Raw genomic sequence first — 22,341 nt, 5'->3', positions numbered from 1 at the left:
GACTGAGAAAGCCGGGCGGGTGCGCACTTGGCGAGTTACCCAAGCGGCCAAAGGGATCTGACTGTAAATCAGACTGCATTGCATTCGGGGGTTCGAATCCCTCACTCGCCACCGGAACAAGAAAGCCCCTCCTCGCGGAGGGGCTTTTCTTTTCCCGTACGGTGGCACCGCGCCCGGACATCGCGCGGCGTCAGCAGGCGGCGAGCAGCGCCTTCGACTTCGTCTCGAGGAACGCCACGAGCGCGCCGAGGACGTTGACCTCGTTGCCGAGGTTGACCAGTTCGACGGCGCCCAGCTCGATCGTGGCGTCGCGCGCCTCCATCGTCGCCTTCCAGCTGCCGTCGCCGCCGGCGATGGGCTGCAGGTAGGTGATGGTCTTGGCGTTGCTCAGGTCGACGACGATCAGGCCGATGTCGGCGTCGGCGTCGGTGTCGTCATCCTGTTCGAGGACGCGGATGTCGCTGCCCGTCAGGTAACCGAGGCCACGGAACTCGGTCAGCCACGCCTCAAGGAGCACCTTGTCGAGCAGCTTTCGTACCGGCATCCGTCACCTCGATTCATGCGCATGAACGTCATACGCCCCCCACATTATGGAGGGCGTATGGGGCGGATGAATCCGCGCGAGGAAGCGTGGTATCAGGCGGCTCGCACCGGGCGGCCGGCAGCCACGCGGACAGCGCGAGCCGGTTCGCGTGAGGCTGCCTCGGCGCTCTCCCACGTGCGCGCGTGGATCACGAGGCCGGAGGCGGCATTCGCCTGGTCGGCGAGGGCGCGGAGGTAGTCGCCGACGAGCTGCTCGGGCTCGGGGGATTCGAAGACGAAACGCAGGGGGATGGCCGGCTGCAGCCAGATGGTGGAGCGTCCGCTCTCTTCTTCTGTGCCGGTCCAGGTCAGGGTGAAGGACTCCCCACGACGCAGCTTCGTCGACGCGATCACCTTGATGTAGCCCATCAGGCGATCGGGGAGGGAGATGGGGGCGGTGTCGGAACCGTAGAACAGCGTGGCCATGATGATCTCCTTCGTCGATTGGGGGGGTCGAGTTGATTTCTAACGTAGCACGTATTTCACGTCGTTAATTATCTTCACGAAATATTCAGTTTCCTCACTAGAGTGGGGTCAAGCGATCGGCCGGATCGCAATCGGAAGGGGGCCGACATGTCGCTCCCCTCCGTCCTGCTCGCGGCGCTCGACGACTATGTCGCCGCCCGCGACGAGGCCATCGCCCGCGCCCGCCGCGACCTGAATGTCAGTGAGCTCGAGGCGGCCGCTCTCTCGCGCATCGGCGAAGAGCCCGGCATCCGTCCCTCCAACCTCCGCGCTCACCTCGGGGTCACCGCCGCCGGTGTCACGACGCTGGTGGACCGCCTGATCGGGCGAGGTCTGCTGCGTCGGGAGCTCGACGCCGAGGACCGTCGGGTCAACCACATCTACCTCGAGATCGGCCTCGACGACGAGCCGTGGGTGGCGCTGCAGCGGTTCCCGCGCGAGGTCGAGGAGGCCGTGCGTTCGGAACCCGCCGACGTCGCCGCGGCTGCTGCGGAGATGCTCGCGCGCATCACCGAGCGCGTTCGCGCTCGGAACTGACGCTCTCCACTTCGTTGCGCGTCACGCGACCGTCGGTCAGCTCGACGATGTGATCGGCTGCGGCGATGAGCCGCTGGTCGTGGCTGACGCACACCACCGTGGCGCCGCGTCCGATCTCGTCCGCGATGGCCGCGCGGTTCAGGTGCGCACTCGCCGCATCGAGCCCGGTCGTCGGCTCATCGAGCAGAAGCACGTCGGCGCGGCGGGCGAGTCCCTGCGCGAGAAGAGCGCGCTGGCGCTGACCGCCGGACAGGACGCCGAAGGGGCGCCGCGCGAGGGTCGCGATGTCGAGACGCTGCAGGGCCTCGTCGACGGCGGCCCGGTCCGCCGCGCGCAGAGGGCGGAAGGCGCCCGCCCGACCCCAGGCGCCGACCGAGACGACGTCGCGGACGGTCAGGGGGAGATGCTCGCTGATGGCGGCGCGCTGCGGGACGAACGACCGCGCGAGTCCGTGAGCGTCGACGCGCCCGGCTGACGGCTCCCGGGCTCCCGCGAGGGCCTCGAGAAGGGTCGATTTGCCGGCCCCGTTGGGGCCGACGATCACGGTGAGGGCGCTACGCGGCACGTCGAGGTCGACCTCGTCGAGGGCGGTCGTTCCGCCGAACGTCACGCGGAGGGCGCGCGCGCTCAGGGCGGTGACGTTGGGGAAGGGGAGGGGCACGGTATCCACTATATGAGTTTGAGAATCGTTCTCACTTAACGCTACGGTCGGTCATCGTGTCCTGGCTCACCGATCCCTTCTCGCTCGAATTCGTGCAGCGCGCCCTGTGGGGCGGCGTCCTCGTGGCGGCGCTGTGCGCGGTGGCGGGGACCTGGGTGATCGTGCGCGGGATGGCGTTCCTCGGCGAGGCGCTCGCGCACGGCATGCTCCCGGGCGTCGCTCTCGCGACGGTGACGGGACTGCCGGTTCTGCTCGGCGCAGCCGCGAGTGCCGTCGTGATGAGCCTCGGAATCGGTGCGCTGCAGCGCCGCGCGAAGCTGTCGTACGACACGAGCATCGGGTTGCTGTTCGTCGGCATGCTCGCCCTCGGCGTGATCGTCATCTCGCACGCCGGGAGTTTCGCGACGGATGCCACGGCGATCCTGTTCGGCGACATCCTCGCGGTCGGGGCGGGCGACCTCGTCGTGCTCGCCGTGGCGGCGATGATCGGCGTGACAGCGGCGGCGCTGTCTCACCGCGCGCTGGTGGCGGCCGCGATCGACGAACGCGTCTCCCGCGTGCTCGGCCTCCGCCCGCGGCTCGCGCAGACCGTGCTCGTGGGCCTGGTCACCCTCGCCGTGGTGGCGTCGTACCAGGCCGTCGGCTCGCTGCTCGTGGTCGGTCTGCTCGTCGCCCCCGCCGTGGCGGCACGGCAATGGACCGTCCGCATCCCCTCGACCATGATGCTCGCCGCTGTGGTGGGCGCGGCCGCCGTCGCCGTGGGGCTGCTCGTCTCGTGGCACGCCGCCACTGCCGCGGGCGCCACGATCGCCGCGACCGCCATCGCCGGTGCCGGGCTGTCGTGGGCGCTCCGCGCCGCGATCGACGCCGTCGGCCGCCGCGCGGCATCCCCCGTTCCTCTTCCCGTCTGACCCGAAGGCCCCTCATGCTCTCCGCCCCGCGCCGTTCCGCCCTTCTGGGCGCGCTCGGTCTCTTCGCTCTCGCCGGCTGCGCCGCTCCCGCCGCGCCCGCGCCGCAACCCTCCGCCGACACCCACGGCGCCGTCGACGGTGCCGCCGAGCTCGCCGAACCCGCTCTCGGTCTCACCTCGATCGACGCCGAGGGGCACGTCTCGCACCTCGACCTGCTCGAGGAGACGACCGTCGAGGTCGGCACCGTGCGCGCCCCCGCCTCGATGCACTCCGACGGGCGGTACCTCTTCGCCGCCGACGACGAGGGCGTCTCGATCGTCGACAGCGGCGTATGGACCTGGGACCACGTCGATCACTTCCACTACTACCGAGCCGAGGCGCGCGTCCTCGGAGACGTCGAGGGGCGGGGGATCGCGACCGTGGCGACGTCGAACTCCTCGACGACGGGCGGCACCGGGCTCTTCTTCCCCGCATCGGGGGAGGCTGTGCTGCTCGACACGGAGGCGCTGTCGAAGGGCGAGATCGTCGAGCGGTTCCGCCTCGAGAAGGCGGCCGGCGCGGGACTCGTCGTGCCGGTGGGGTCGTTCGCGGCCGTCGCCTCGGCCGGGGAGGTGGCCCTGCACGGCGCCGACGGCACCGAGACGGGGACGCCGATGCCGTGCGTCGACCCGGCCGGCACCCTCACCACGCGCGTCGGGGCGGTGATCGGATGCCGCGACGGAGCCCTGCTCGTCACCGTCGACGAGGAGCGACCCGTCGTGGAGCAGATCCCCTACCCCGCGGGGACGACCGCCCCGCGCGCGACGGTCTTCGCCAATCGGGAGGGCCGTCCCACGGCCGCCGCCCCCGCCGGCGCGGAGGGCGTATGGATGCTCGACACGCGCGAGCGGACCTGGACGCTCCTGCCCACCCCCGAGCCGATCGTGCAGGCCACCGCCGTCGACGACAAGGACTCCCACCTGCTCGCCCTGACCCCCGACGGACGCGTGCTCGTGCTCGACGGCGACACCGGCGATCTGCGTGCGGCATCCGTGCCCCTGGTCGGCGCGAGCCTCGCGGCGGGGCAGCCGGTCACCCTCATCGCCGATCAGCAGCGGGCGTACCTGAACGGTCCCGCCGAGGGGCGCCTCTGGGAGCTCGACTTCGCCGACGGGGCGCGCGTGGCCCGCGACTTCGCCCCCGAGCGGACGCCGCTCTTCACCGCGGAGACGGGACGATGACCGTGCGCCGGCTGCTCGCCACGACCCTGACCGCGGCCGTGCTCGCCCTCACCGGCTGCGCCGGGGGCGCGGCATCCGACCGCCCGCTCGTCGTGGTGACGACGAACATCCTCGGCGACGTCGTCTCGCACCTCGTGGGCGACCAGGCGGAGGTGCTCACCCTCATGCGCCCCGGCGCCGACCCGCACTCGTTCGAAATCTCGGCCGCCGAGGCCGCCCGGGTGCGTTCGGCCGACCTGCTCGTCGCCAACGGCCTCGGCCTCGAAGAAGGACTGCAGCAGCATCTCGACGCGGCGGCGGCCGACGGCGTGAAGACGTTCGTCGCCGGCGACGCCGTCGAGGTGCTGCCCTACACCTCGACGGACGCCGAGGGGGCGGACGACCCGCACTTCTGGACGGACCCCGCGCAGATGATCGCCGTGGTGGACGCGTTGACGCCGGAGCTCGAGGGCCTCGCGGGTCCCGCGGTCGCCGACCATGCCGCCGCCTACCGTGCCGCGCTCGAGGACCTGGATGCCGACATGACGGCCGCCTTCGCCGCGATCCCCGTCGAGCGCCGCGCGCTGGTGACGAACCATCATGTGTTCGGCTACCTCGCCGAGCGGTTCGGGTTCCGCGTGGTCGGCGCCGTCATCCCCGGCGGCACGACCCTCGCGGCCCCCAGCGCCAGCGACCTCGCCGACCTGGTGTCGGCGATCGACGAGGCGGGAGTGCCGACCGTCTTCGCGGAGTCGTCGTCGCCCGATCGGCTCGTGCGTGCACTCGCCGACGAAGCCGACCGGCGGGTCGAGGTGACCGAGCTGTTCACCGAGTCGCTCACGGACGCGGCGGGCGACGCCCCCGACTACCTGACCATGATGCGCGTCAACGCGGAGCGCATCGCCACCGGCCTGTCGCCCTGAGCGCCGGGCCTCCACCAAGAAAGAGAAATCACATGCGCAATCCCTCCCTCCGCCGCGCGGGCCTGCTCGCGCTCGCGGTCGGCGCGACCGTCGGCCTTTCGGCCTGCGCGGGCGGTGCCGGTTCGGCCGCTCCCGCGTCCAGTGCCCCCGCCGACGCGGCCACCCGGGTCGCCCTCTCGTACCCCGGCGGCATCGTCGTGCTCGACGGCGACACCCTCGAGACCCTCGGCGACGTCTCGAGCGAGGAGTTCACCCGCCTGAACGCCGCGGGCGACGGCCGGCACGTCATGGTCACCACGAGCGCCGGTTTCCAGGTGCTGGATGCCGGCACGGCCGATGCGGCACCGGAGCTCACCGACCTCGTGTTCCCGGCATCCAAGCCCGGGCACGTCGTCACGCACGGCGGCACCACGGTGCTCTACGCCGACGGCACGAGCGACTCGACGATCTTCGACACCGATGCGCTGCTGGCATCCACCGACGAGCTTCCGGCCGTCGAGACGGTTCCGGGCGTCGAGGCGCACCACGGCGTGTCGATCGTGCTGGAGGACGGCACCTTCCTCACCACGGTCGGAAACGCCGATGGCCGTAACGGCGTCGTCGCGAAGGATGCCTCGGGTGCCACCGTCGCCGAGAGCGCCGACTGCCCCGGCGTGCACGGCGAGGGCACCGCGAAGGACGAGGTCGTGGTCTTCGGCTGCGAGAACGGCGCGCTCGTGTACGACGACGGCGCTTTCACCAAGCTCACCGCCCCCGACCAGCCCTACGGACGCATGGGCAACGCCTACGTGAGCGAGAACAGCGCCCTGATCGTCGGCGACTACAAAGACGACCGGGATGCCGAGGGCTACCTGCTGCACCGTCTCGCGCTGATCGACACCGACGCCAAGACGCAGCGCGTGATCGACATGCCCGCGGGCGCGGAGTACACCTTCCGCGACGTCGCGCGCGGCCCCGGCGACCTCGCCTACGTGCTCGCCTCGGACGGGGCGATCCACGTGCTCGACCCCACGACGGGCGCCTTCGTCGACGCGTTCGACGTCATCGACGCGTGGGAGGGGCCGGCCGAGTGGCAGGATGCCCACCCCGCGATCAAGGTCTCGGGCGACATCGCCTACGTGACCGAGCCCGCGAAGAACGCGGTGCACGCCGTCGACCTCACCACCGGCGAGGTCGTGAAGAGCGTCACGCTCGAGCAGACGCCCAATGAGATCGCACTGACGAAGTAAGGCGGGCGCGTCTCCCCTCGCGGGTGCCCGCGATACGCGAGGGGAACGCCCTATCGACCGCCCCGGTCGTACGCCACCTGCAGTGCTTCGCGCACGGCGCGTACGCCGGGGCGGTCGGCCGTTCCACGGCGCACCGCCGTGAACACCTCGCGTCGGGGCTCGCCCGGCAGACCCACGAGCCGCACGGGCGGCGACTCGCCCGCGAAGACGAGATCGGGGATCATACCGACGGCGTGACCGGATGCCACGAGCCGCACGTGCGCGGTGAGGTCGGCCATCTCGAACCTGACGTCGGGCTCGAATCCGGCCGCACGGCATTGCTGGGTCGCCCACTGCCGAGCGGCCGTGCCGACCGGTTCCATGACCCACGCCCGGTCGTGGAGGTCTTCGAGCTGGCGCGCCGCGTCGTCCGGCGCCACGGCGAGGCGGATGGCATCCCGGCCGAGGAGTCCGCGCTCCAGGCCCTCGCGGTGCTCGCGCGTGTGACCGGGGTACTGCTCGGCGACAGCGAGGTCGAAGCCGCGGGCGGCGACCTCGAACAATCCCTCCTCGGGAGCGAGCTCGGCCACCTCGATGCGCAGCTGCGGCTCGCTCTCGGCAAGGGCGTCGAGCGCGCGGGGGAGCAGCCCGTGCGCCGCGGACTGCATCACGGCCACGCGGACCGGCGCGAGCGAGGGGCGCATGCGCTCGAGCTCGGCACGGGCGGCCTCGTCGGCGGCGAGCATGCGCGCGGCGTGCGCGGCCAGGGCGGCTCCCTGCGCGGTGAGACGCACCCGCCGTCCGTCGGGCTCGAGCAGCGCGACCCCCGCCTCCTTCTCGAGCAGGGCGAGCTGCTGCGAGATGGTCGAGGGGCTGTATGACAGGGCCTCGGCGACGGCCGCGAGCGTGCCGCGCACCGAGAGCTCGTGCAGCAGGCGGAGACGGCGCAGATCGAACACGGCATCCTTTCGGTTCTGTCGAACAGTATGCGTCAGGAATGATCGCTTTTGCCGAACGGACGAGAGCTCCACACTGAAGGCATCCGAGGAAGGATCGCCATGTCGCTCACCGATACCCCCCGCACGACGTCGGGTACCCCGTCCGGCACCACCCCCGCTTCGCCGTCTCCTGCGGAGCTCGTGTCACCCGCTGAACTCGCCGACGAGGCGATCGCCCTCGTGCGCCGCTGGCTCGCCGAGAGTCGCGACGAGCCCGTCGACGCCGCCGCCCAGCGCCTCGCGGGGGTGCTCCGCGACCCCCACGGCCTCGACTTCACCGTCGGCTTCGTCGACGGCGTCGTGCGGCCCGAAGACGTCCGCGTCGCCGCGCGCAACCTCGCGGCGCTCACCCCGCTCATCCCGGGCTTCCTCCCGCTGCACCTCAAGGCCGCGATCCGCCTCGGCGCCTTCGCGGCGCCGATCCTGCCGCAGGTCGTCGTGCCGGCTGCCCGCACGGCGCTGCGCTCGATGGTGCGCCACCTCATCGTGGACGCCAGCGACCGCAAGCTCGGCGACGCCATCACCTCGATCCGGGGCCGGGGAGACGGCATCCGTCTCAACGTGAACCTTCTCGGCGAGGCGATCCTCGGCAAGAAGGAGGCCGCGCGCCGCCTCGCCGGCACGCGCAAGCTCCTCTCGCGCGATGACGTCGACTACGTCTCGATCAAGGTCTCCTCGACCGTCGCCCCGCACACGCCGTGGGCGTTCGACGCCGCTGTCGACGACGCGGTCGCCGCACTCCGCCCCCTGTACCGGGTCGCGAAGGAGACGGGCACGTTCCTGAACCTCGACATGGAGGAGTTCAAGGACCTCGACCTCACCCTCGCCGTCTTCGAGACGCTGCTGGGCGAGGCCGAATTCCACGGAGTCGAGGCCGGCATCGTGCTGCAGGCGTACCTCCCCGACGCGCTCGCCGCCATGATCCGCCTGCAGGAGTGGACTGCCGCGCGGGTGGCATCCGGGGGAGCCCACATCAAGGTGCGCGTCGTGAAGGGCGCGAACCTGCCGATGGAGCGCGTGGATGCCGACGTGCACGACTGGCCGCTGGCCACCTGGCCGTCGAAGCAGGCGACCGACGCCTCGTACAAGGCCGTGCTCGACTACGCGCTGCGCCCCGAGCACACGGCGAACGTGCGGATCGGCGTGGCCGGACACAACCTGTTCGACGTGGCCCTCGCGTGGCTCCTCGCCGAGCGTCGCGGGGTGACCGGTGGGATCGACGTCGAGATGCTCCTCGGCATGGCCACCGCGCAGCAGGCGGTCGTGCGCCGCACGGTCGGCTCGATCCTGCTGTACACCCCCGTCGTGCACCCGCAGGAATTCGACGTCGCGATCGCCTACCTCATCCGCCGCCTCGAAGAGGGCGCGTCGAGCGAGAACTTCATGTCGGCGGTGTTCGACCTCGACACCCACGCGGCCCTGTTCGCCCGCGAGCGCGACCGTTTCCTGGCATCCCTCGCCGACATGCCCGAGGGGGTGCCGCCGTCGAACCGCGTGCAGGACCGCACCGCGCCCGCCGCGCCCGCGCCGAGGCACGGCTTCCGCAACACCCCCGACTCCGACCCCGCGATCTCCGCGAACCGCGACTGGTCGCGGGCGATCGTGGCGCGGATGGAGGGCTCCGACCTCGGCCGCGACACCATCGCCGCGCACACCCTGACCGACGAGGCGGCGCTGAACGCCGTCATCCAGGATGCCGCGGGCGCCGCGACCTCGTGGCGCGCGCTCGGGGCCGCCGGTCGCGCGGAGATCCTGCACCGCGCGGGAGACGCCCTCGAGAAGCGCCGCGCCGACCTGCTCGAGGTCATGGGCGCCGAGTGCGGCAAGGTCATCGAGCAGAGCGACCCCGAGGTGTCGGAGGCGATCGATTTCGCGCACTACTACGCCGAGCAGGCGCGCACCCTCGAGACCGTCGACGGCGCCACCTTCACCCCGGTCGGCGTGACGGTGGTGACCCCGCCGTGGAACTTCCCGGTCGCGATCCCCGCCGGCTCCACCCTCGCCGCGCTCGCCGCGGGCTCCGCCGTGGTCATCAAGCCCGCGGGCCTCGCCGAGCGCTCGGGCGCCGTCATGGTGGAGGCGCTGTGGGAGGCCGGCGTGCCGCGCGAGGTGCTGAAGCTCGTGCAGGTGTCCGAGAACGACCTCGGCCGCCAGCTGCTCACCCACCCCGCCGTCGAGCGCGTCGTGCTCACCGGCGCCTACGAGACGGCGGAGCTCTTCCGCTCCTTCCGCCCCGACCTGCCGCTGCTCGCCGAGACGAGCGGCAAGAACGCCGTCATCGTCACCCCCAGCGCCGACCTCGACCTCGCGGCCAAGGACGTTGCGATGTCGGCCTTCGGCCACGCGGGGCAGAAGTGCTCGGCGGCATCCCTCGTCGTGCTCGTCGGCTCCGTCGCGCGCTCGCGCCGGTTCCGCGACCAGCTCGTCGACGCGGTCACCTCGCTCGAGGTCGGGATGCCGTGGGACGAGGCCTCCCGCGTCGGACCGCTCATCGAGCCGGCGCAGGGCAAGCTCCTGCAGGCCCTCACGACTCTCGAGCCCGGACAGCGCTGGGTGGTCGAGCCGAAGAGGCTCGACGACAGCGGGTCGCTGTGGCGTCCCGGCATCCGCGAGGGCGTCCAGCCCGGCAGCGCCTTCCACCGCACCGAGTACTTCGGGCCCGTGCTCGGCATCATGACCGCCGAGACGTTGGAGGAGGCGATCGAGATCGTCAACGCCATCGAGTACGGATTGACCTCCGGGCTCCACGCCCTCGACGAGACCGAGATCCAGCAGTGGCTCGCGCACATCGAGGCCGGCAACGTCTACGTCAACCGCGGCACCACCGGCGCGATCGTGCAGCGTCAGCCCTTCGGCGGATGGAAGAAGTCGGCCGTCGGCGCGGGCACCAAGGCCGGCGGACCCCATTACCTGCACGGCTTCGGGACGTGGACGGATGCCGAGACCTCGGCGCCCCGCACGCCCGACGCCCTCGCCGCCCCGGCGCTGGCCGCCGTGCCCGCCGCCGAGCGCGAGTGGCTCGCCGAGGCGCTGGCGAGCGACGCCGCCGCGTGGGCGGAGGAGTTCTCGCTCGCTCGCGACGTGACCGGCCTCGAGTCGGAGCAGAACGTGCTGCGCTACGCCGCCGTGCCCGTGACGGTGCGCGTCGAGGACGCGTCGGCGTCCGCTCTCGTGCGCGTGGTCGCGGCCGGCGTGCGGGCCGGCTCCCTGGTCACCGTGAGCACGGCCGCCGAGCTGTCGCCCGCCGTGCGCGCGTGGCTCGAGGGCGTGGGCGTTCGGGCATCGGTCGAGGACGCCGCGGACTGGGGCCGTCGTGCCGGGCGTCTGGCGCGCACCGGTGGCCGCGTGCGGCTCCTCGGCGGGTCGACATCCGCCGTCGCCGAGGCCACCGGCGGCTCGCCGTCGGTCGCGGTCTACGCGGGCGAGGTCACCCGCGCCGGTCACGTCGAGCTGCTGCCGTTCCTGCGCGAGCAGGCCGTGTCGATCACCGCGCACCGCTTCGGCACCCCGCGCCGGTACGAGGTGCCGCCGCTGGCTCGCTGAGTTCGCGGGAGGGCGGGGCCGTCATCGGGCGGCCCCGCCCTTCGTCGCTCCGCCGCCGCGCGTGCGCGACTCCGGCAGGATCACGCGGGTGCGAGCAGTAACCGCCCCGCGCGGGCCGACGTGCAGGAGTCGTGTCGCCGTCGGCGGCCGCCCTCCGCGCCTGGCCCGCGTGCGGCAGCGGTGGGGCCGGCGCGCACGGAATCGGGCACTCGGGGTCCGTGCGCCACTTCCTCGCGGTGGATCTGCAGGAGCCGTGCCGCAAGACCCGCGCGGTCAGGCCGTGCCCGACGCCGCGATGCGGCGCGCGGCCCGACGGACCGACTCCGGCACCGACGTGCCCGCCACCGTCTGCGGCGAGGTGACCGGGTCGCCGGCGACGACCCGCAGCGGCAGCATCCCCGCCCACACGGCTCGATCCTCGCCGTCGTCGTCCACCTCGACGAGCGACCCGGCGTTGTCCTTCACACTGGCCTCGGCGAGGGGGATGCGCAGCACCATCGTCGCGGCGAGCTCGCGCGGGGTCATCGGGCGCACGTCGGCGCTCCGTCCGGGCATGAGGTGTTCCGACAGGGCGAGGAGAGCCGTCTCCTTGTCCTCCGGCGGGACGACGGATGCCACGCCGTGCACGACCGCGCACCGGTACCGCATCGAGCTGTCGAAGAGCGACCGCGCGTACTTCACGCCCATCAGGTGCGTCACGGTCACGCAGACCGGGACGCCGGCGGCGATGCGGCGGAAGAAGTCGCTGCCGGTCGACCCGTGCACGAGCAGGTCGTCGCCGTCGCGGCCGATGCCGACCGGCAGCGCGACCGGGCGGTCGTCGCGCACGATCGCGAGGGTGGCGGACAGGGCCCCGTCGATCACCTCGTACAGGGCGGCGCGGTCGGTGCGCTGATGGTGGGGGAGACGGCGGACGCGGGTGAGGGTGGTCAAGGGAAGATCGCTCATGGATCGATTCCAGACGTTCGCCTGGACCAGCGCCTAGTCCGGTTTCACGAGGTTCTGATGGACCAGTGGCAGAATCGACGCGTGATGGACGTCGGCATCCTGGATCGCGCCGCGGCCGTGCCGCTGCACGAGCAGCTCGCGCACGGCCTCCGATCGGCGATCCTGAGCGGGCGCGTCGCCGGCGGTGAACCGGTCCCGTCCACGCGCGCGCTCGCCGCGGATCTGGGGCTCGCCCGCGGCACGGTCGTGTCGGCGTACGAGATCCTCACGGGGGAGGGATACCTGCTCACCCGGCCCGGAGGCGGCACCGTCGTGGCCGAGGTCGCCCGCTCGACGCTGCCGCCGATACCGGGGGGCGGGGGGAACGCGACATCGGCCGTCGCCCCCGTCGTCGACCTGCGCCCAGGACGCCCCGGCACGACCGGCATCGCGGATGCCGCCTGGCGTTCGGCGTGGCGACGCGCGAGCGCGCGCGAGGTGGCGGCCGACATCGCCGACGTCCGCGGTGAGCCCGCCTTGCGCGTCGCGATCGCGGCCCACCTCGGCCGCACGCGCGGCCTCGACGTCGCCCCCGATGACGTGATCGTCACGGCGGGGACGAGCGACGCGATGCTGCTCACTCTGCTCGCCCTCGCTTCCCGCGGCGACCGCCTGCGCGTAGGGATCGAGAACCCCGGCTACCCGCGGGTGCGCCGGCTGCTCGCGCGCCTCGGCGCGGAGGCGGTGCCCCTCCCGGTGCGGCTCGGTTCGGGTTTCGACCTCGACGCCTTCGATGCGCACGACGACCTCGACGCCGTGATCGTGACGCCGCACCATCACTATCCGCTCGGCAGCCGACTGGATGCCGCTGCCCGCTCGCGTCTGCTGGAGGGCGCGGCGCGCACCGGCACCGTCGTCATCGAAGACGACTACGACAGCGAGTTCCCGCACGGGCGGGTCCCGCTTCCGCCGCTGCACCTGCTCGCCCCCGCGACCGTGGTGTCGATCGGCACCCTGTCGAAGGTGCTGAGTCCGGCGCTGCGCTGCGGATGGATCGTGGCGACCGGCGCCCTGCGCGACCGGATCGTCGAGGCGCGCACCGACCTCGACCCGACCGTCTCGCAGGTGCAGCAGCACGCCCTCGCCCTGTATCTCGCCGAGGGCGCGCTCGCGCGCCACACCGCGCGCCGCCGCCGCGACTACCGGCACCGACGCCGTCTCCTGCTCGATGCGTTCGAACACGCCGAGGGGATGACGCTGACAGCGACCGACGGTGGACTCCACGCGGTGGTGCTTCTCGAAGACGCCGCCCCCGAGACCGAGGCCGTCCTGGTCGACGCGCTCGCAGCCCGCGGCATCCTGGTGTCGCCCCTGTCGGGTTACGCGATGCCGGACACCGCTGTCGACCTGCCCGCGGGGATCGTGTTCGGCTACGCCGAGCCGTCGACCCCGGCGCTGATGGACGCCGTCGCCCAGGTCATCGCGTTCGTGCGCGGTCTCTAGCCCTCCAGGATCTCCAGCGCCGCCATCGCCGCGTTCTGCCCGCCGATGCCGCTGACGGCGCCCCCGCGCTGCGCGCTGGATCCGCACAGCAGGACGCGCGCGTGCGTCGTCGCCACGCCCCACCGCTCGGCCGGGGTGGATGCCGGAGCGGTCAGCCACGGCCACGACAGCCCGCCGTGGAAGATGTCGCCGCCGACCATGTTGAGCGACTCCTCGAGGTCGCGGGTCGTCCGCGCCTCGATGCACAGGCGTCCGTCCGGCGCCCGCTGGATGCAGTCGCGCAGCGGCTCGGCGATGACGGATTCGAGCGACGCCTGCGCCACCGCCAGCAGCTTGGCGCCGGCGGCGACGGGGTCCATGTCGGCGATCAGGCGGTGGGGCACCTGGAGCCCGAACATCGTCAGCGTCTGGGCGCCGTCGGCGACCAGATGATCGCCCAGGATCGACGGGTCGGTCAGCGAGTGGCAGTAGATCTCGACGGGGAGCGGCTCGGGGATGAGCCCTCCGGATGCCGCCGCGTACGCGGCATCCAGCTGGGTCATCGTCTCATTGACGTGGAAGGTGCCCGAGAACGCGGCCTCGGGGCTCACCGACTCGTCGCGTAGCCGGGGGAGGCGGGACAGGAGCATGTTCACCTTCACCTGCGCCCCCTCGGGGGTCTCGGCGCCGGTCGCCGTGCTGCCGCCCGCCGAGAGCAGGTCGTCGAGCACGGCGCGGCCCACGCCGCTGAGCACGAGTTCGCCGTGGAACACCTCGGAGCGGTCGGTCATCGTGTGCACGTCGCCGTCGGGCGAGATGGAGATGACCTCGACGCCGGTGAAGATCTCGGCACCCGCCTCGAGGGCGACCCGTTCGAGTTCCTTCGTGACCGCGCCCATGCCGCCCACCGGCACGTCCCAATCCCCGGTGCCACCGCCGATCACGTGATAGAGGAAGCAGCGGTTCTGCGCGAGGGAGGGATCGTCGGATGCCGCGAAGGTGCCGATGAGTCCGTCGGTGAGGGCGATACCGCGCACGAGGTCGCTGTCGAACGAACGTCGCAGCAGACCTCCCAGGGGGCGGGTCGTGAGCGCGTCCCACAGCTCGTCGTCGCCGACGCGTCCGCGCAGCTCGTCGGCCGTCGGCAGGGGCTCCGTCATGGTCGGGAACACCGCCTTCGCCAGCGGCGCGAGACGCTCCCCGAACGCCGCGAACCGCTCCGCTTCGGCGGCGCCGTCGTCGCCCAGGGTGCGCGTGAACGACGCGGCCGTGGCCTTGGCATCCTGGGTGTCGATGAGGATCCCGCGCGAGGGATCGCTCGGATCGGGCGTGTAGGAGGAGTAGCGACGTCGCTTCAGGGTGATGCGCAGGCCGAGATCGTCGATGACGCGTTGGGGCAGCAGGCTCACCAGGTACGAATAGCGCGACAGGCGCGCGTCGACGCCGAACCACGGACGTTCCGACACGGCCGCTCCGCCCACGACGTCGGCTCTCTCGATCACCGCCACTCGGCGCCCTGCTCGGGCGAGGTAGGCCGCGGCGACGAGGGCGTTGTGCCCGCCCCCCACGATGACGACGTCGTACCGGCGAGATTCCGAAGCGGTCATGACCCCACGCTAACGAGGACGACGAATTCTGCGCGGGGGGTGGCGCAGTAGCGTGGATGCCATGACCCTCCCCGCAGAACTGCTCGACATCGCCGCGCGCATCGCCCGCGAAGCCGGCGAGCTCGCTCACCGTCGTCGTCGGGAGGGGGTGACGGTGGCCGCGACCAAGTCGGCCGCCGCCGACATCGTCACCGCCGCCGATCGCGAGGTGGAGGCGTTCATCCGCGCGGAGCTCAGGCGCGAACGGCCCGACGACGGGTTCTTCGGCGAGGAGTCCGGAGCCGAGGAGGGCACGAGCGGCATCACCTGGGTCGTCGACCCGATCGACGGCACCGTCAATTACGCCTACGGCATCCCCGCCTGGGCGGTCAGCATCGCGGCGGTCGAGGGGACGGCCGACACGGCCGCCTGGACCGCGCTCGCCGGCGCCGTCTACAACCCCGTCACGGGCGAGCTGTTCCGGGCCTCGCAGGGCGGCGGCGCCTGGCTCGGCGACCAGCGCCTCGCGGTGAGCGAGGTGGGCCCGGCCGGCGGGCTCGTGGCCACCGGGTTCGGCTACAACCCCGAGACGCACGGTCCGGCGCTGGCCCAGCTCTCGCGCGTGATGCCGATCGCGCGCGACGTGCGCCGCATCGGCGCGGCCTCGCTCGACCTGGCCTCCGTGGCCGCCGGTCGTGTCGACGCGTACTACGAGCGCGGCACGCAGCCGTGGGACCACGCGGCCGGATCGCTGCTCGTGCAGGAGGCCGGCGGCACCGTCGGCGGAGCTCCCGGTGGGCGACCCGGCAACGGCATGGTCATCGCCGCGGGCCCCGCGTTCTTCGCGCGCCTGGAGCCCCTGCTCGATTACGACAGGTGAAAAGGCGGGGCGTTCATGGCATTCCCAGACCGCCCGGGGTAGGGTGTTTACCAGTTCGTTATTTTTCGTGACCCGAATCCACGGAAAACGGCCAAGCCCCCAAAGCCCGAAGCCGTCGCGCCTGCGACACGACACGAGAGCCCCCGCGCGTTGCCGTCAGAAGCCCCCGAGACTGAGCCCGCCCCGACCCGGCGGTCTCGTCGCCCCCTCGCCACGTCTGCCATCGAGCCCGCCCCGCGATTGACCCGCGCCGAAATGCGCCGTCTCGCCGCGAGCGAGACGCCCACCGCGGTCGTCGACGAGGCCGCCCCGAAGCCCGCCGACCCGGCGCCCGTCGACGCCGAGTCCGCGTCGCAGCCCGAACTCATCGAGAACGTCGCGATGGCCGTCATGGAGACCGTCATCGCCGCGACGATCGAGCCGACACTGCCGGCCCGCGAGCCGGCCGCCGATGCGTCGTCCGTCGACGATGCGTCCGACGCCCTCGAGGTCACCGTCGTCGAGGAGCGCCGCTCCGACGAGGTCGCCGTCATCCTGCAGAGCGCCGACAGCGACGTGGCCACGACCCCCGTTTCGCTGCCCACCTCGCCCATCACGCTTCCGGTCTCGCGCCGCTCGCGCCGGCGCCCGGCGGCATCCGTGATCATCGACTCCGCCGTCGTCGACGCGGTCACCGCCGAGCCGGTCGACGAGACCTCGGATGCCGCGCTCCCCGCGCCTGCGGCATCCGTCGTCGCCGACGAGCCCGTCGCTGCCGCGGAGCCCGTCGACGCCGCCGCTGACGACGCCGACGAGTTCGCCACCGCCGCGCGCCTCTTCTCCTTCACGGGGGAGACCGCGATCCAGACGCCGGTCGTCGCTCCCCGCGAGCCCGTCGCCGAGGGGCTGCCCGCCGCTGCTGCGGCCGCACCCCGCACCCGCCGCAACGTCCGTCGCATCGCGGCCACGTCGTTCTCGGTGGGCGTCATGGGCGTCGTCGGTCTGCTGACCGTCGGCATGACCATGCCCGTCAGCGCCCTCGCCTCGGCGAGCGGCACCGACAGCGTCACCGCCCCCGAGGCCGCGACCACCCGCCTCGCCGTGGGCGGCAGCGATGTCGCCGCGGGCGACGGTGAGATCCAGGCCTACGTCGCCCCCGCGCAGGCGCAGGCCGGTGTCGTCGACCGCGCCGATGACGGCTACAGCGCCACGACCTACGCGAAGATGGCGCTCGACTCGGGCATCACCCGCCCGTCCGACTTCTACGTCAACGACCCGACGGCCCCGATCCAGTGGCCCTTCGCCGTGGGCGTGTCGATCTCGTACGGCTTCGGCATGCGCGACGGCGGCTTCCACGAGGGCGCCGACTTCGTGCCCGGCGAGGGTTCGCCCGTGCAGGCCATCGCCGACGGCACCGTGCGCATCGCGACCGAGCAAGGCGGCGCCTTCGGTGTGACCGTGCTGATCGACCACGAGATCGACGGACAGCTGGTTTCGAGCCGTTACGGCCACATGCAGTACGGCTCGCTGCAGGTCACCCAGGGTGAGAAGGTGCACGTGGGCCAGTTCCTCGGCCGCACCGGAAACACGGGTCGCTCGTTCGGCGCCCACACCCACGTCGAGATCCTCCAGAACGGCACGACGCCGATCGATCCGATCGCCTGGTTGCGCCAGCACGCCGGCGGGTGAGCCTCGATTCGTAAGAGAGTGTCTCGGTCTGATATTCTCTTCTAGTTGCCCGGAGCGATCCGGGTACGCCCCGATAGCTCAGTGGCAGAGCACTTCCATGGTAAGGAAGGGGTCGTCAGTTCAATCCTGACTCGGGGCTCAAGCATCCGGTTTCCGGATGCCACGCGGCGGGGTAGCTCAGTTGGTGAGAGCGCACGACTCATAATCGTGAGGTCGCGGGTTCAAGCCCCGCTCCCGCTACTTCTGGGGTATGACGATGGTCTTACTAGAACAATTTTTTCGAGCGCTGGCCGAGCCCAAGGTGGCTCCAGAGAGTGCGGAGACTCTGCTCTTCTAGCGATGCAAGTCATGGGCGACATGGTCGAGCCCCTGACGCAGCTGTTGTCCGCTCCCGCTTAGTTGCCCCTGAACGTAGTGTCGAACGGGCGGGCAAACGATCGGTGGCGCAGGGATCGAAGCGACCGCTCGGAGGCGATCAACTGTTCGGTACTTGTACGCCGGTGGTGGGGACGCCCCCTGGGCGATATTGCCACTAGCAGGCACCGCCACCCGAACAGTAGCGCTCCCCGGCGGAGTCAGCGTTAATGCGTCAGATGCAGGAGCGGGCACATGGTCGTACCCTTCGCTTCAGGGGCACACCTTGACCACCAGTGACGGGAATGCAACGACAGGCATCCGACTCTACGACCCATTTGGACAGCCCCTGGCTAACGGCAACCGCGCTTTGGGCACTGTCGAGGCAGACGACTTTGGGAACGTTGGCAGCGTTGCGGGGTGGCATGATTCTGCGAAGAAGCTCGTAGAAACTGCGGGATCCAGCCTTCTCATAGAGATGGGCGCACGTCTCTACGTGCCGGCCCTGGGCCGGTTCCTCCAGGTCGATTCCGTGGGGGGTGGCGTGGACAACGACTACGTCTGGCCCACCGACCCCATCGGAAAAAACGACCTTAGCGGCAAGATGAGCGCAGACTCCCTGGAGAGATACGCAAAAAAAGGGTATTTCATCGTATCTCCCAGCGTTTTGTTTGCGCCGATTGCGAGCAAGAAGTATGAAATGACCGCACGCGTCGGGGGCAGGACAATGACAGCTTCGCTGTCGTACGTCGATACCACAGAAAAGTGGAAGTTTAGTTTCAAACCAGATCAACTGTTGTTCAAGGCTACGCCGCCAGCTATTGGGCGACTCCCCTTCCCGACCTTCGCTGGCGCATTTAGTCCAACCCTCGTCACCAATTCCATGCTTCAACAATGGGACTGCCATGAGGCGGGGGCCCTTCCCGAGTCGATCGTCGGTAACGGAACCTGGGATCTCGAAACTGGTAGAGGGGACAATCCCACGTGGTTGGCTAGTGCGCCTGGAAGGATTTTTTCGACCTTTCCTCCGGCTGCGGGGGCGGCGTGTTCGTGGTGAGGCAGGACCGATTGCGAATCGGATGGATGCTTGGCGTGGGCTTTTTCACGCTTCTTCTTCTGCTCGCAGCTGCGGTGTTCAGCGGCCCGGCGTCATACGGGCTGACTTTCATTGAAGGGCTGGACGAACTGGGCTTTCGGCCCGTTTGGGTTATTTCGGGTTGGGTGATTTATAGCCTCCTCGCCATGGGGCTCATACTGGTTCTCGCCTTGCGAAATCGCGGGTACGTAGCGCGGGGGCGGTACGTGCGGATTCTGGGCGAGTCGCTGTGGGTGTGCGGCGCTGTCGGTGCGCCGTGGTTCATGGTCGTCAACGGCGCATGGGGGCCGCTCTACGAGGATCATCACGGAGTGGGTCATTACGGCATCACGCTTTACGTGGGTGCGCTCGCCTCTTATTGGTGGCTTCTCTCAGTAGCGTGTCTCCCCGCGGCGGGAGTTGTTGCAAGAATCGTTCATTCTAGAGCTATTGCTTCGACCTCGGAAGATTCGATCTAGATTCCTGGTTTGTTTCTCCACTCGATAGGTGCGAGGAATAGATCGTGGTGCCCTCAAGGCCTATTCTTTCGATTTTTGTGTTGGCGCCACCGAAGAACGCAGAGAACAATTGCGACAACAGGCTGGAGAGGATTTTAAGGCCGCCTAGGTTCGACTTCCACCGCGAGGCCGGCGCTGAATACCTGCCCGAACGAGGGCTTGGCGCACGCCGTTGTAGCTGACGCCGAAGTGGTCGGCAATTGCTGCGAGCGACTTGCCGTTGCTATAGAGTGCGGTGGCTTCGCGGACCTGCACGTCGGTGAGCGGCTGGCAGCGAAGCTGGGCGCCTTCGTCGCGGAGTAGCTCCAGCAGGCCACCCTTCGATAGGGAGTACTCGGTGCAGAGGGATGGCGTCGTCGCGCCGGACTGATACTTCTCCAGGATCTCAGCGACGAGTGTGTGACTGAGCCGACGGCGCAGGAGCCGAGCCGGATGCTCTGAGGGCGAGTTTCCGGCTACCGAATTTGGGGATAGTCCAGCCAATTTTTGCAGTTCCACCAGTGATGGCGGCAGAAGTGCCGATTTGTTCGAGTTGCGGTGTACTGGGCCTACTTCAGGGATAGGACTCCGGTCTTACTCGAACAATCTGTTTGACTCGCCGTCGTTATTTTCGATGTCCATGGCTCGCTGTATTGTGATCCCCGCCGCGATAGGCGGAAGAACATGCGAGGACGCACGTGAGCATCGAGGACAAGCCGCCCGTTGACAACCCAATCAAGTCGTCCGCTGAGGACGTACTCGGCCGGGCGGAGGTTGCCCATGGTTTCGCTAGGAGCCTTCGTCGGCTGGACCTTTCGGAAGGCGCCGTGGTCGGGGTCATGGGCGCTTGGGGGTCAGGCAAGAGCTCGTTCGTCAATCTGATGCGTGAACAGTTCCAGCGGGATCCCGGACTCGCCGTGGTCGACTTCAACCCGTGGATGTTCTCTGGGGCGCAGCAACTCGTCGACGTCTTTTTCAAGGAGATCGCGTCGGAACTGCGGCTGGCGGACAGGTCGCGGTTTGGAGGGATCGCCGAGGCACTCGACGAGTACGGCGACGTCCTCAGTCCGATCGCCATTCTGCCCGTCGTCGGCGGATGGTTCGACCGCGCGCACAAGTCGTACAAATCCGCCCGGCGGTGGTGGAAAGAACGCGGAGCCAAACCCCTTCGTCAGAAGGTCTCGGATGCTCTGGCCGGGCTCGATCAGCCCGTCGTGGTCGTCGTCGATGACATCGACCGCCTGTCGACCGAGGAGATCCGCGACATCTTCAAGCTCGTACGGTTGACGGCGAGCTTCCCCAACGTGGTCTACGTGCTGGCCTTCGATCGGCTCCGCGTTGAGAGAGCGCTGGACGAGACGAACGTTCCCGGCCGCGCCTACCTCGAGAAGATTGTTCAGCTCAGCTTCGACTTGCCGCAGATCCCCCGCGAGATGCTGCGACGGCAGATCTTCGAGAAGCTCAGCGCGGTCCTCGACGGGGTGGAGAATCTCCGCTTCAGCCAGAGCGAGTGGTCGTCGGTGTACTTCGAGATCATCGAGCCGCTGATCGGCAGTCTGCGCGACGTCACCCGCCTGACCCTGTCGGCACGGTCGACGATCGAAGCGCTGGGCAGTGAGATAGAGGTCGTCGACATACTCGCGCTCGAAGCCGTCCGCGTCTTCCGGCCCGAACTTTTCCAGCAGGTTCGGGACCTGAGACAGACGCTCACCCAAGAACCGAAGACATACGGCAACCGCGATGCGAAGCCGCAGCAAGCCGAGATCGACAGCTTCATTAAGGTCGCGGGCGACGACGCGGACGTCGTCCGAGCGCTGATCCACCAAGTTTTTCCGATGGCGCGGCGGTACACGGACAACACGCACTATGGATCCGGTTTTGGCGCCCAGGCGAAGCAGGGCCATCGGCTGGCCGACATCAACCACCTAGACCTCTATCTGGAGCGAACGGCCCCGAGCGGACTGGTCTCGTTCCGTCGTGCGGAGAAGGCACAGACCGTGCTCTCGGACCGGAAGTCTCTCGGGGAGTATCTGGACAGCCTGCAGCCCGAGGATCTCGAAGACACCATCTCCGGCTTGGAGGTGTATCAGGACAGCTACCCGATCGAAGCCGTTGTGCCGGCGTCGATCGTGCTCATCAACCGCATCAAAGATATCCCCGAGCGAGATTCGCGCGGTGTTCTCGACATGATGCGTCCTGATCTCATCGTCGGACGGGTCGTGCTGCGGCTGATGCGGCGTATAGAAAACGAGGCCGACCGCGAAAGGGCCGTGCGGGAGATCCTGCCAGAACTGGCCTCCTACTCGTCGCAGTTTCAGCTTTTGAAGACCGTAGGCCACATGGAGAACGCGGGGCACAAGCTCATCAGCAAAGAGCTGGCGGACGAGCTTGAGGCCGAACTGCTGGATCGGGTCAGCCGTAACCACTCGGCGGTACCCGCTGAGGAATGGGATCTGTTGAGGGTCTTTTGGCAGACCGCAGAGGACCTGGGCGAGGCATACGTCCCACTGGACTTCGCGAACCCAGACGAGATCCGGTCGCTGATCAAATCCGGGCGGTCGGTTTCTACGAGCCAATTCCTCGGATCCGCGAACGTCCGAACCGAGGTGCGTCTTTGGTGGGACGGATTGTTAAGAGTTTTCGGTAGCGAGGAGTCGCTCAGCGCCGCGATCGGCGCGTTGCGCCAAGCAGACGGTGACAGCCCGCTCGTGCAACTCGCGGAAAAGTATCGCGACGGCTGGAGGCCGAAGGACTTCGAGTAGCCTCGGCAGAGAGCGAGCCGCGCGGGCTTCGCTAGGGGAGTCCTAATCTCCCGCATGGGTTCTGACTGCTGACAATGGACGAG

At 69.8% G+C, this 22,341-nt stretch carries 19 protein-coding genes and 3 tRNA genes; 15 read left to right on the top strand and 7 right to left on the bottom strand.

Annotated elements, in window-relative coordinates; genetic code table 11:
• Positions 1–29: 29 nt before the first annotated feature.
• Positions 30–111: transfer RNA gene (locus B0B15_RS14665), tRNA-Tyr, on the top strand.
• Positions 112–190: 79 nt separating this feature from the next.
• On the opposite strand, the gene B0B15_RS14660 is transcribed toward B0B15_RS14665, so the two are convergent.
• Entirely contained in the window at positions 191–544 is a 354-nt protein-coding gene (locus B0B15_RS14660; protein WP_076677314.1) for a hypothetical protein, read from the bottom strand.
• Between the two features lie 92 nt (positions 545–636).
• Entirely contained in the window at positions 637–1,008 is a 372-nt protein-coding gene (locus tag B0B15_RS14655) for a DUF7882 family protein (RefSeq protein WP_076677312.1), read from the bottom strand.
• 147 nt (positions 1,009–1,155) lie between these two features.
• Between B0B15_RS14655 and B0B15_RS14650 the strand changes: the two genes are divergently transcribed.
• Positions 1,156–1,584 (top strand): MarR family winged helix-turn-helix transcriptional regulator, encoded by a 429-nt coding sequence (locus B0B15_RS14650; RefSeq protein ID WP_076677310.1) that lies wholly within the window; start codon positions 1,156–1,158, stop codon positions 1,582–1,584.
• Here the strand turns inward: B0B15_RS14650 and aztA are convergent.
• Positions 1,556–2,245, bottom strand: coding sequence for a zinc ABC transporter ATP-binding protein AztA (aztA, locus tag B0B15_RS14645; protein ID WP_083709101.1), 690 nt, complete (start codon positions 2,243–2,245; stop codon positions 1,556–1,558). The genes B0B15_RS14650 and aztA overlap by 29 nt on opposite strands.
• Positions 2,246–2,301: 56 nt before the next feature.
• On the opposite strand from aztA, the gene aztB reads away from it, so the two are divergent.
• From aztB to aztD, 4 genes are read left to right on the top strand one after another with little or no spacing between them, the layout of a single operon-like run.
• Positions 2,302–3,156, top strand: coding sequence for a zinc ABC transporter permease AztB (gene aztB, locus B0B15_RS14640; RefSeq protein WP_076677308.1), 855 nt, complete (start codon positions 2,302–2,304; stop codon positions 3,154–3,156).
• A gap of 14 nt (positions 3,157–3,170) precedes the next feature.
• Positions 3,171–4,376 (top strand): ABC transporter, encoded by a 1,206-nt coding sequence (locus B0B15_RS14635; RefSeq protein WP_076677306.1) that lies wholly within the window; start codon positions 3,171–3,173, stop codon positions 4,374–4,376.
• 2 nt (positions 4,377–4,378) lie between these two features.
• Entirely contained in the window at positions 4,379–5,278 is a 900-nt protein-coding gene (aztC, locus tag B0B15_RS14630; protein WP_076677725.1) for a zinc ABC transporter substrate-binding protein AztC, read from the top strand.
• A 32-nt stretch (positions 5,279–5,310) separates the two neighbouring features.
• Positions 5,311–6,507 (top strand): zinc metallochaperone AztD, encoded by a 1,197-nt coding sequence (gene aztD / locus B0B15_RS14625; RefSeq protein ID WP_076677304.1) that lies wholly within the window; start codon positions 5,311–5,313, stop codon positions 6,505–6,507.
• A 50-nt stretch (positions 6,508–6,557) separates the two neighbouring features.
• On the opposite strand, the gene B0B15_RS14620 is transcribed toward aztD, so the two are convergent.
• Positions 6,558–7,445 (bottom strand): LysR family transcriptional regulator, encoded by an 888-nt coding sequence (locus tag B0B15_RS14620; protein WP_076677302.1) that lies wholly within the window; start codon positions 7,443–7,445, stop codon positions 6,558–6,560.
• A gap of 99 nt (positions 7,446–7,544) precedes the next feature.
• Between B0B15_RS14620 and B0B15_RS14615 the strand changes: the two genes are divergently transcribed.
• On the top strand, positions 7,545–11,027 hold the full coding sequence (locus B0B15_RS14615; RefSeq protein WP_076677300.1) for a bifunctional proline dehydrogenase/L-glutamate gamma-semialdehyde dehydrogenase: 3,483 nt from the start codon (positions 7,545–7,547) through the stop codon (positions 11,025–11,027).
• A 273-nt stretch (positions 11,028–11,300) separates the two neighbouring features.
• On the opposite strand, the gene B0B15_RS14610 is transcribed toward B0B15_RS14615, so the two are convergent.
• Positions 11,301–11,975, bottom strand: a complete 675-nt coding sequence (locus B0B15_RS14610; RefSeq protein ID WP_076677298.1) for a pyridoxamine 5'-phosphate oxidase family protein — start codon at positions 11,973–11,975, stop codon at positions 11,301–11,303.
• 57 nt (positions 11,976–12,032) lie between these two features.
• Between B0B15_RS14610 and B0B15_RS14605 the strand changes: the two genes are divergently transcribed.
• On the top strand, positions 12,033–13,457 hold the full coding sequence (locus B0B15_RS14605; protein WP_176776647.1) for a MocR-like pyridoxine biosynthesis transcription factor PdxR: 1,425 nt from the start codon (positions 12,033–12,035) through the stop codon (positions 13,455–13,457).
• On the opposite strand, the gene B0B15_RS14600 is transcribed toward B0B15_RS14605, so the two are convergent.
• On the bottom strand, positions 13,454–15,043 hold the full coding sequence (locus tag B0B15_RS14600) for a phytoene desaturase family protein (protein WP_076677296.1): 1,590 nt from the start codon (positions 15,041–15,043) through the stop codon (positions 13,454–13,456). The genes B0B15_RS14605 and B0B15_RS14600 overlap by 4 nt on opposite strands.
• Before the next feature lie 61 nt (positions 15,044–15,104).
• Here B0B15_RS14600 and B0B15_RS14595 point away from each other — a divergent pair, with 61 nt between their 5' ends.
• The 6 genes from B0B15_RS14595 (at position 15,105) to B0B15_RS16305 (ending at position 19,478) form a co-directional block, all read left to right on the top strand.
• Positions 15,105–15,902 (top strand): inositol monophosphatase family protein, encoded by a 798-nt coding sequence (locus B0B15_RS14595; RefSeq protein ID WP_076677294.1) that lies wholly within the window; start codon positions 15,105–15,107, stop codon positions 15,900–15,902.
• A 255-nt stretch (positions 15,903–16,157) separates the two neighbouring features.
• Complete coding sequence (locus B0B15_RS14590; protein ID WP_083709065.1) at positions 16,158–17,570, top strand: M23 family metallopeptidase; 1,413 nt, start codon at positions 16,158–16,160, stop codon at positions 17,568–17,570.
• 67 nt (positions 17,571–17,637) lie between these two features.
• Positions 17,638–17,709, top strand: a tRNA-Thr gene (locus B0B15_RS14585).
• A 27-nt stretch (positions 17,710–17,736) separates the two neighbouring features.
• Positions 17,737–17,810: transfer RNA gene (locus B0B15_RS14580), tRNA-Met, on the top strand.
• 400 nt (positions 17,811–18,210) lie between these two features.
• Positions 18,211–18,981: an RHS repeat-associated core domain-containing protein gene (locus tag B0B15_RS16310; protein WP_143016368.1), complete on the top strand. Its 771-nt coding sequence runs from the start codon at positions 18,211–18,213 to the stop codon at positions 18,979–18,981.
• 35 nt (positions 18,982–19,016) lie between these two features.
• Positions 19,017–19,478, top strand: a complete 462-nt coding sequence (locus B0B15_RS16305) for a hypothetical protein (protein WP_143016369.1) — start codon at positions 19,017–19,019, stop codon at positions 19,476–19,478.
• A gap of 144 nt (positions 19,479–19,622) precedes the next feature.
• Here B0B15_RS16305 and B0B15_RS16935 read toward each other — a convergent pair whose 3' ends face one another.
• A complete protein-coding gene (locus B0B15_RS16935; protein ID WP_372955769.1) occupies positions 19,623–19,772 on the bottom strand; it encodes a helix-turn-helix domain-containing protein in 150 nt (49 codons plus the stop codon).
• A 422-nt stretch (positions 19,773–20,194) separates the two neighbouring features.
• Here B0B15_RS16935 and B0B15_RS14570 point away from each other — a divergent pair, with 422 nt between their 5' ends.
• Positions 20,195–22,258: a KAP family P-loop NTPase fold protein gene (locus B0B15_RS14570; RefSeq protein WP_076677292.1), complete on the top strand. Its 2,064-nt coding sequence runs from the start codon at positions 20,195–20,197 to the stop codon at positions 22,256–22,258.
• Positions 22,259–22,341 lie beyond the last annotated feature (83 nt).

Origin of the sequence: Microbacterium sp. RU1D (genome assembly GCF_900156435.1) — a bacterium.
Classification (GTDB): domain Bacteria; phylum Actinomycetota; class Actinomycetes; order Actinomycetales; family Microbacteriaceae; genus Microbacterium.
This window is presented reverse-complemented; position numbering and strand designations above follow the sequence as displayed.

Coding starts and splice junctions, on each gene's coding strand:
- B0B15_RS14660 (WP_076677314.1), bottom strand. CDS start 544: ATGCCGGTACGAAAGCTGCTCGACAAGGTGCTCCTTGAGGCGTGGCTG.
- B0B15_RS14655 (WP_076677312.1), bottom strand. CDS start 1,008: ATGGCCACGCTGTTCTACGGTTCCGACACCGCCCCCATCTCCCTCCCC.
- B0B15_RS14650 (WP_076677310.1), top strand. CDS start 1,156: ATGTCGCTCCCCTCCGTCCTGCTCGCGGCGCTCGACGACTATGTCGCC.
- B0B15_RS14635 (WP_076677306.1), top strand. CDS start 3,171: ATGCTCTCCGCCCCGCGCCGTTCCGCCCTTCTGGGCGCGCTCGGTCTC.
- aztD (WP_076677304.1), top strand. CDS start 5,311: ATGCGCAATCCCTCCCTCCGCCGCGCGGGCCTGCTCGCGCTCGCGGTC.
- B0B15_RS14615 (WP_076677300.1), top strand. CDS start 7,545: ATGTCGCTCACCGATACCCCCCGCACGACGTCGGGTACCCCGTCCGGC.
- B0B15_RS14610 (WP_076677298.1), bottom strand. CDS start 11,975: ATGAGCGATCTTCCCTTGACCACCCTCACCCGCGTCCGCCGTCTCCCC.
- B0B15_RS14605 (WP_176776647.1), top strand. CDS start 12,033: ATGGACCAGTGGCAGAATCGACGCGTGATGGACGTCGGCATCCTGGAT.
- B0B15_RS14600 (WP_076677296.1), bottom strand. CDS start 15,043: ATGACCGCTTCGGAATCTCGCCGGTACGACGTCGTCATCGTGGGGGGC.
- B0B15_RS14595 (WP_076677294.1), top strand. CDS start 15,105: ATGACCCTCCCCGCAGAACTGCTCGACATCGCCGCGCGCATCGCCCGC.
- B0B15_RS14590 (WP_083709065.1), top strand. CDS start 16,158: ATGCGCCGTCTCGCCGCGAGCGAGACGCCCACCGCGGTCGTCGACGAG.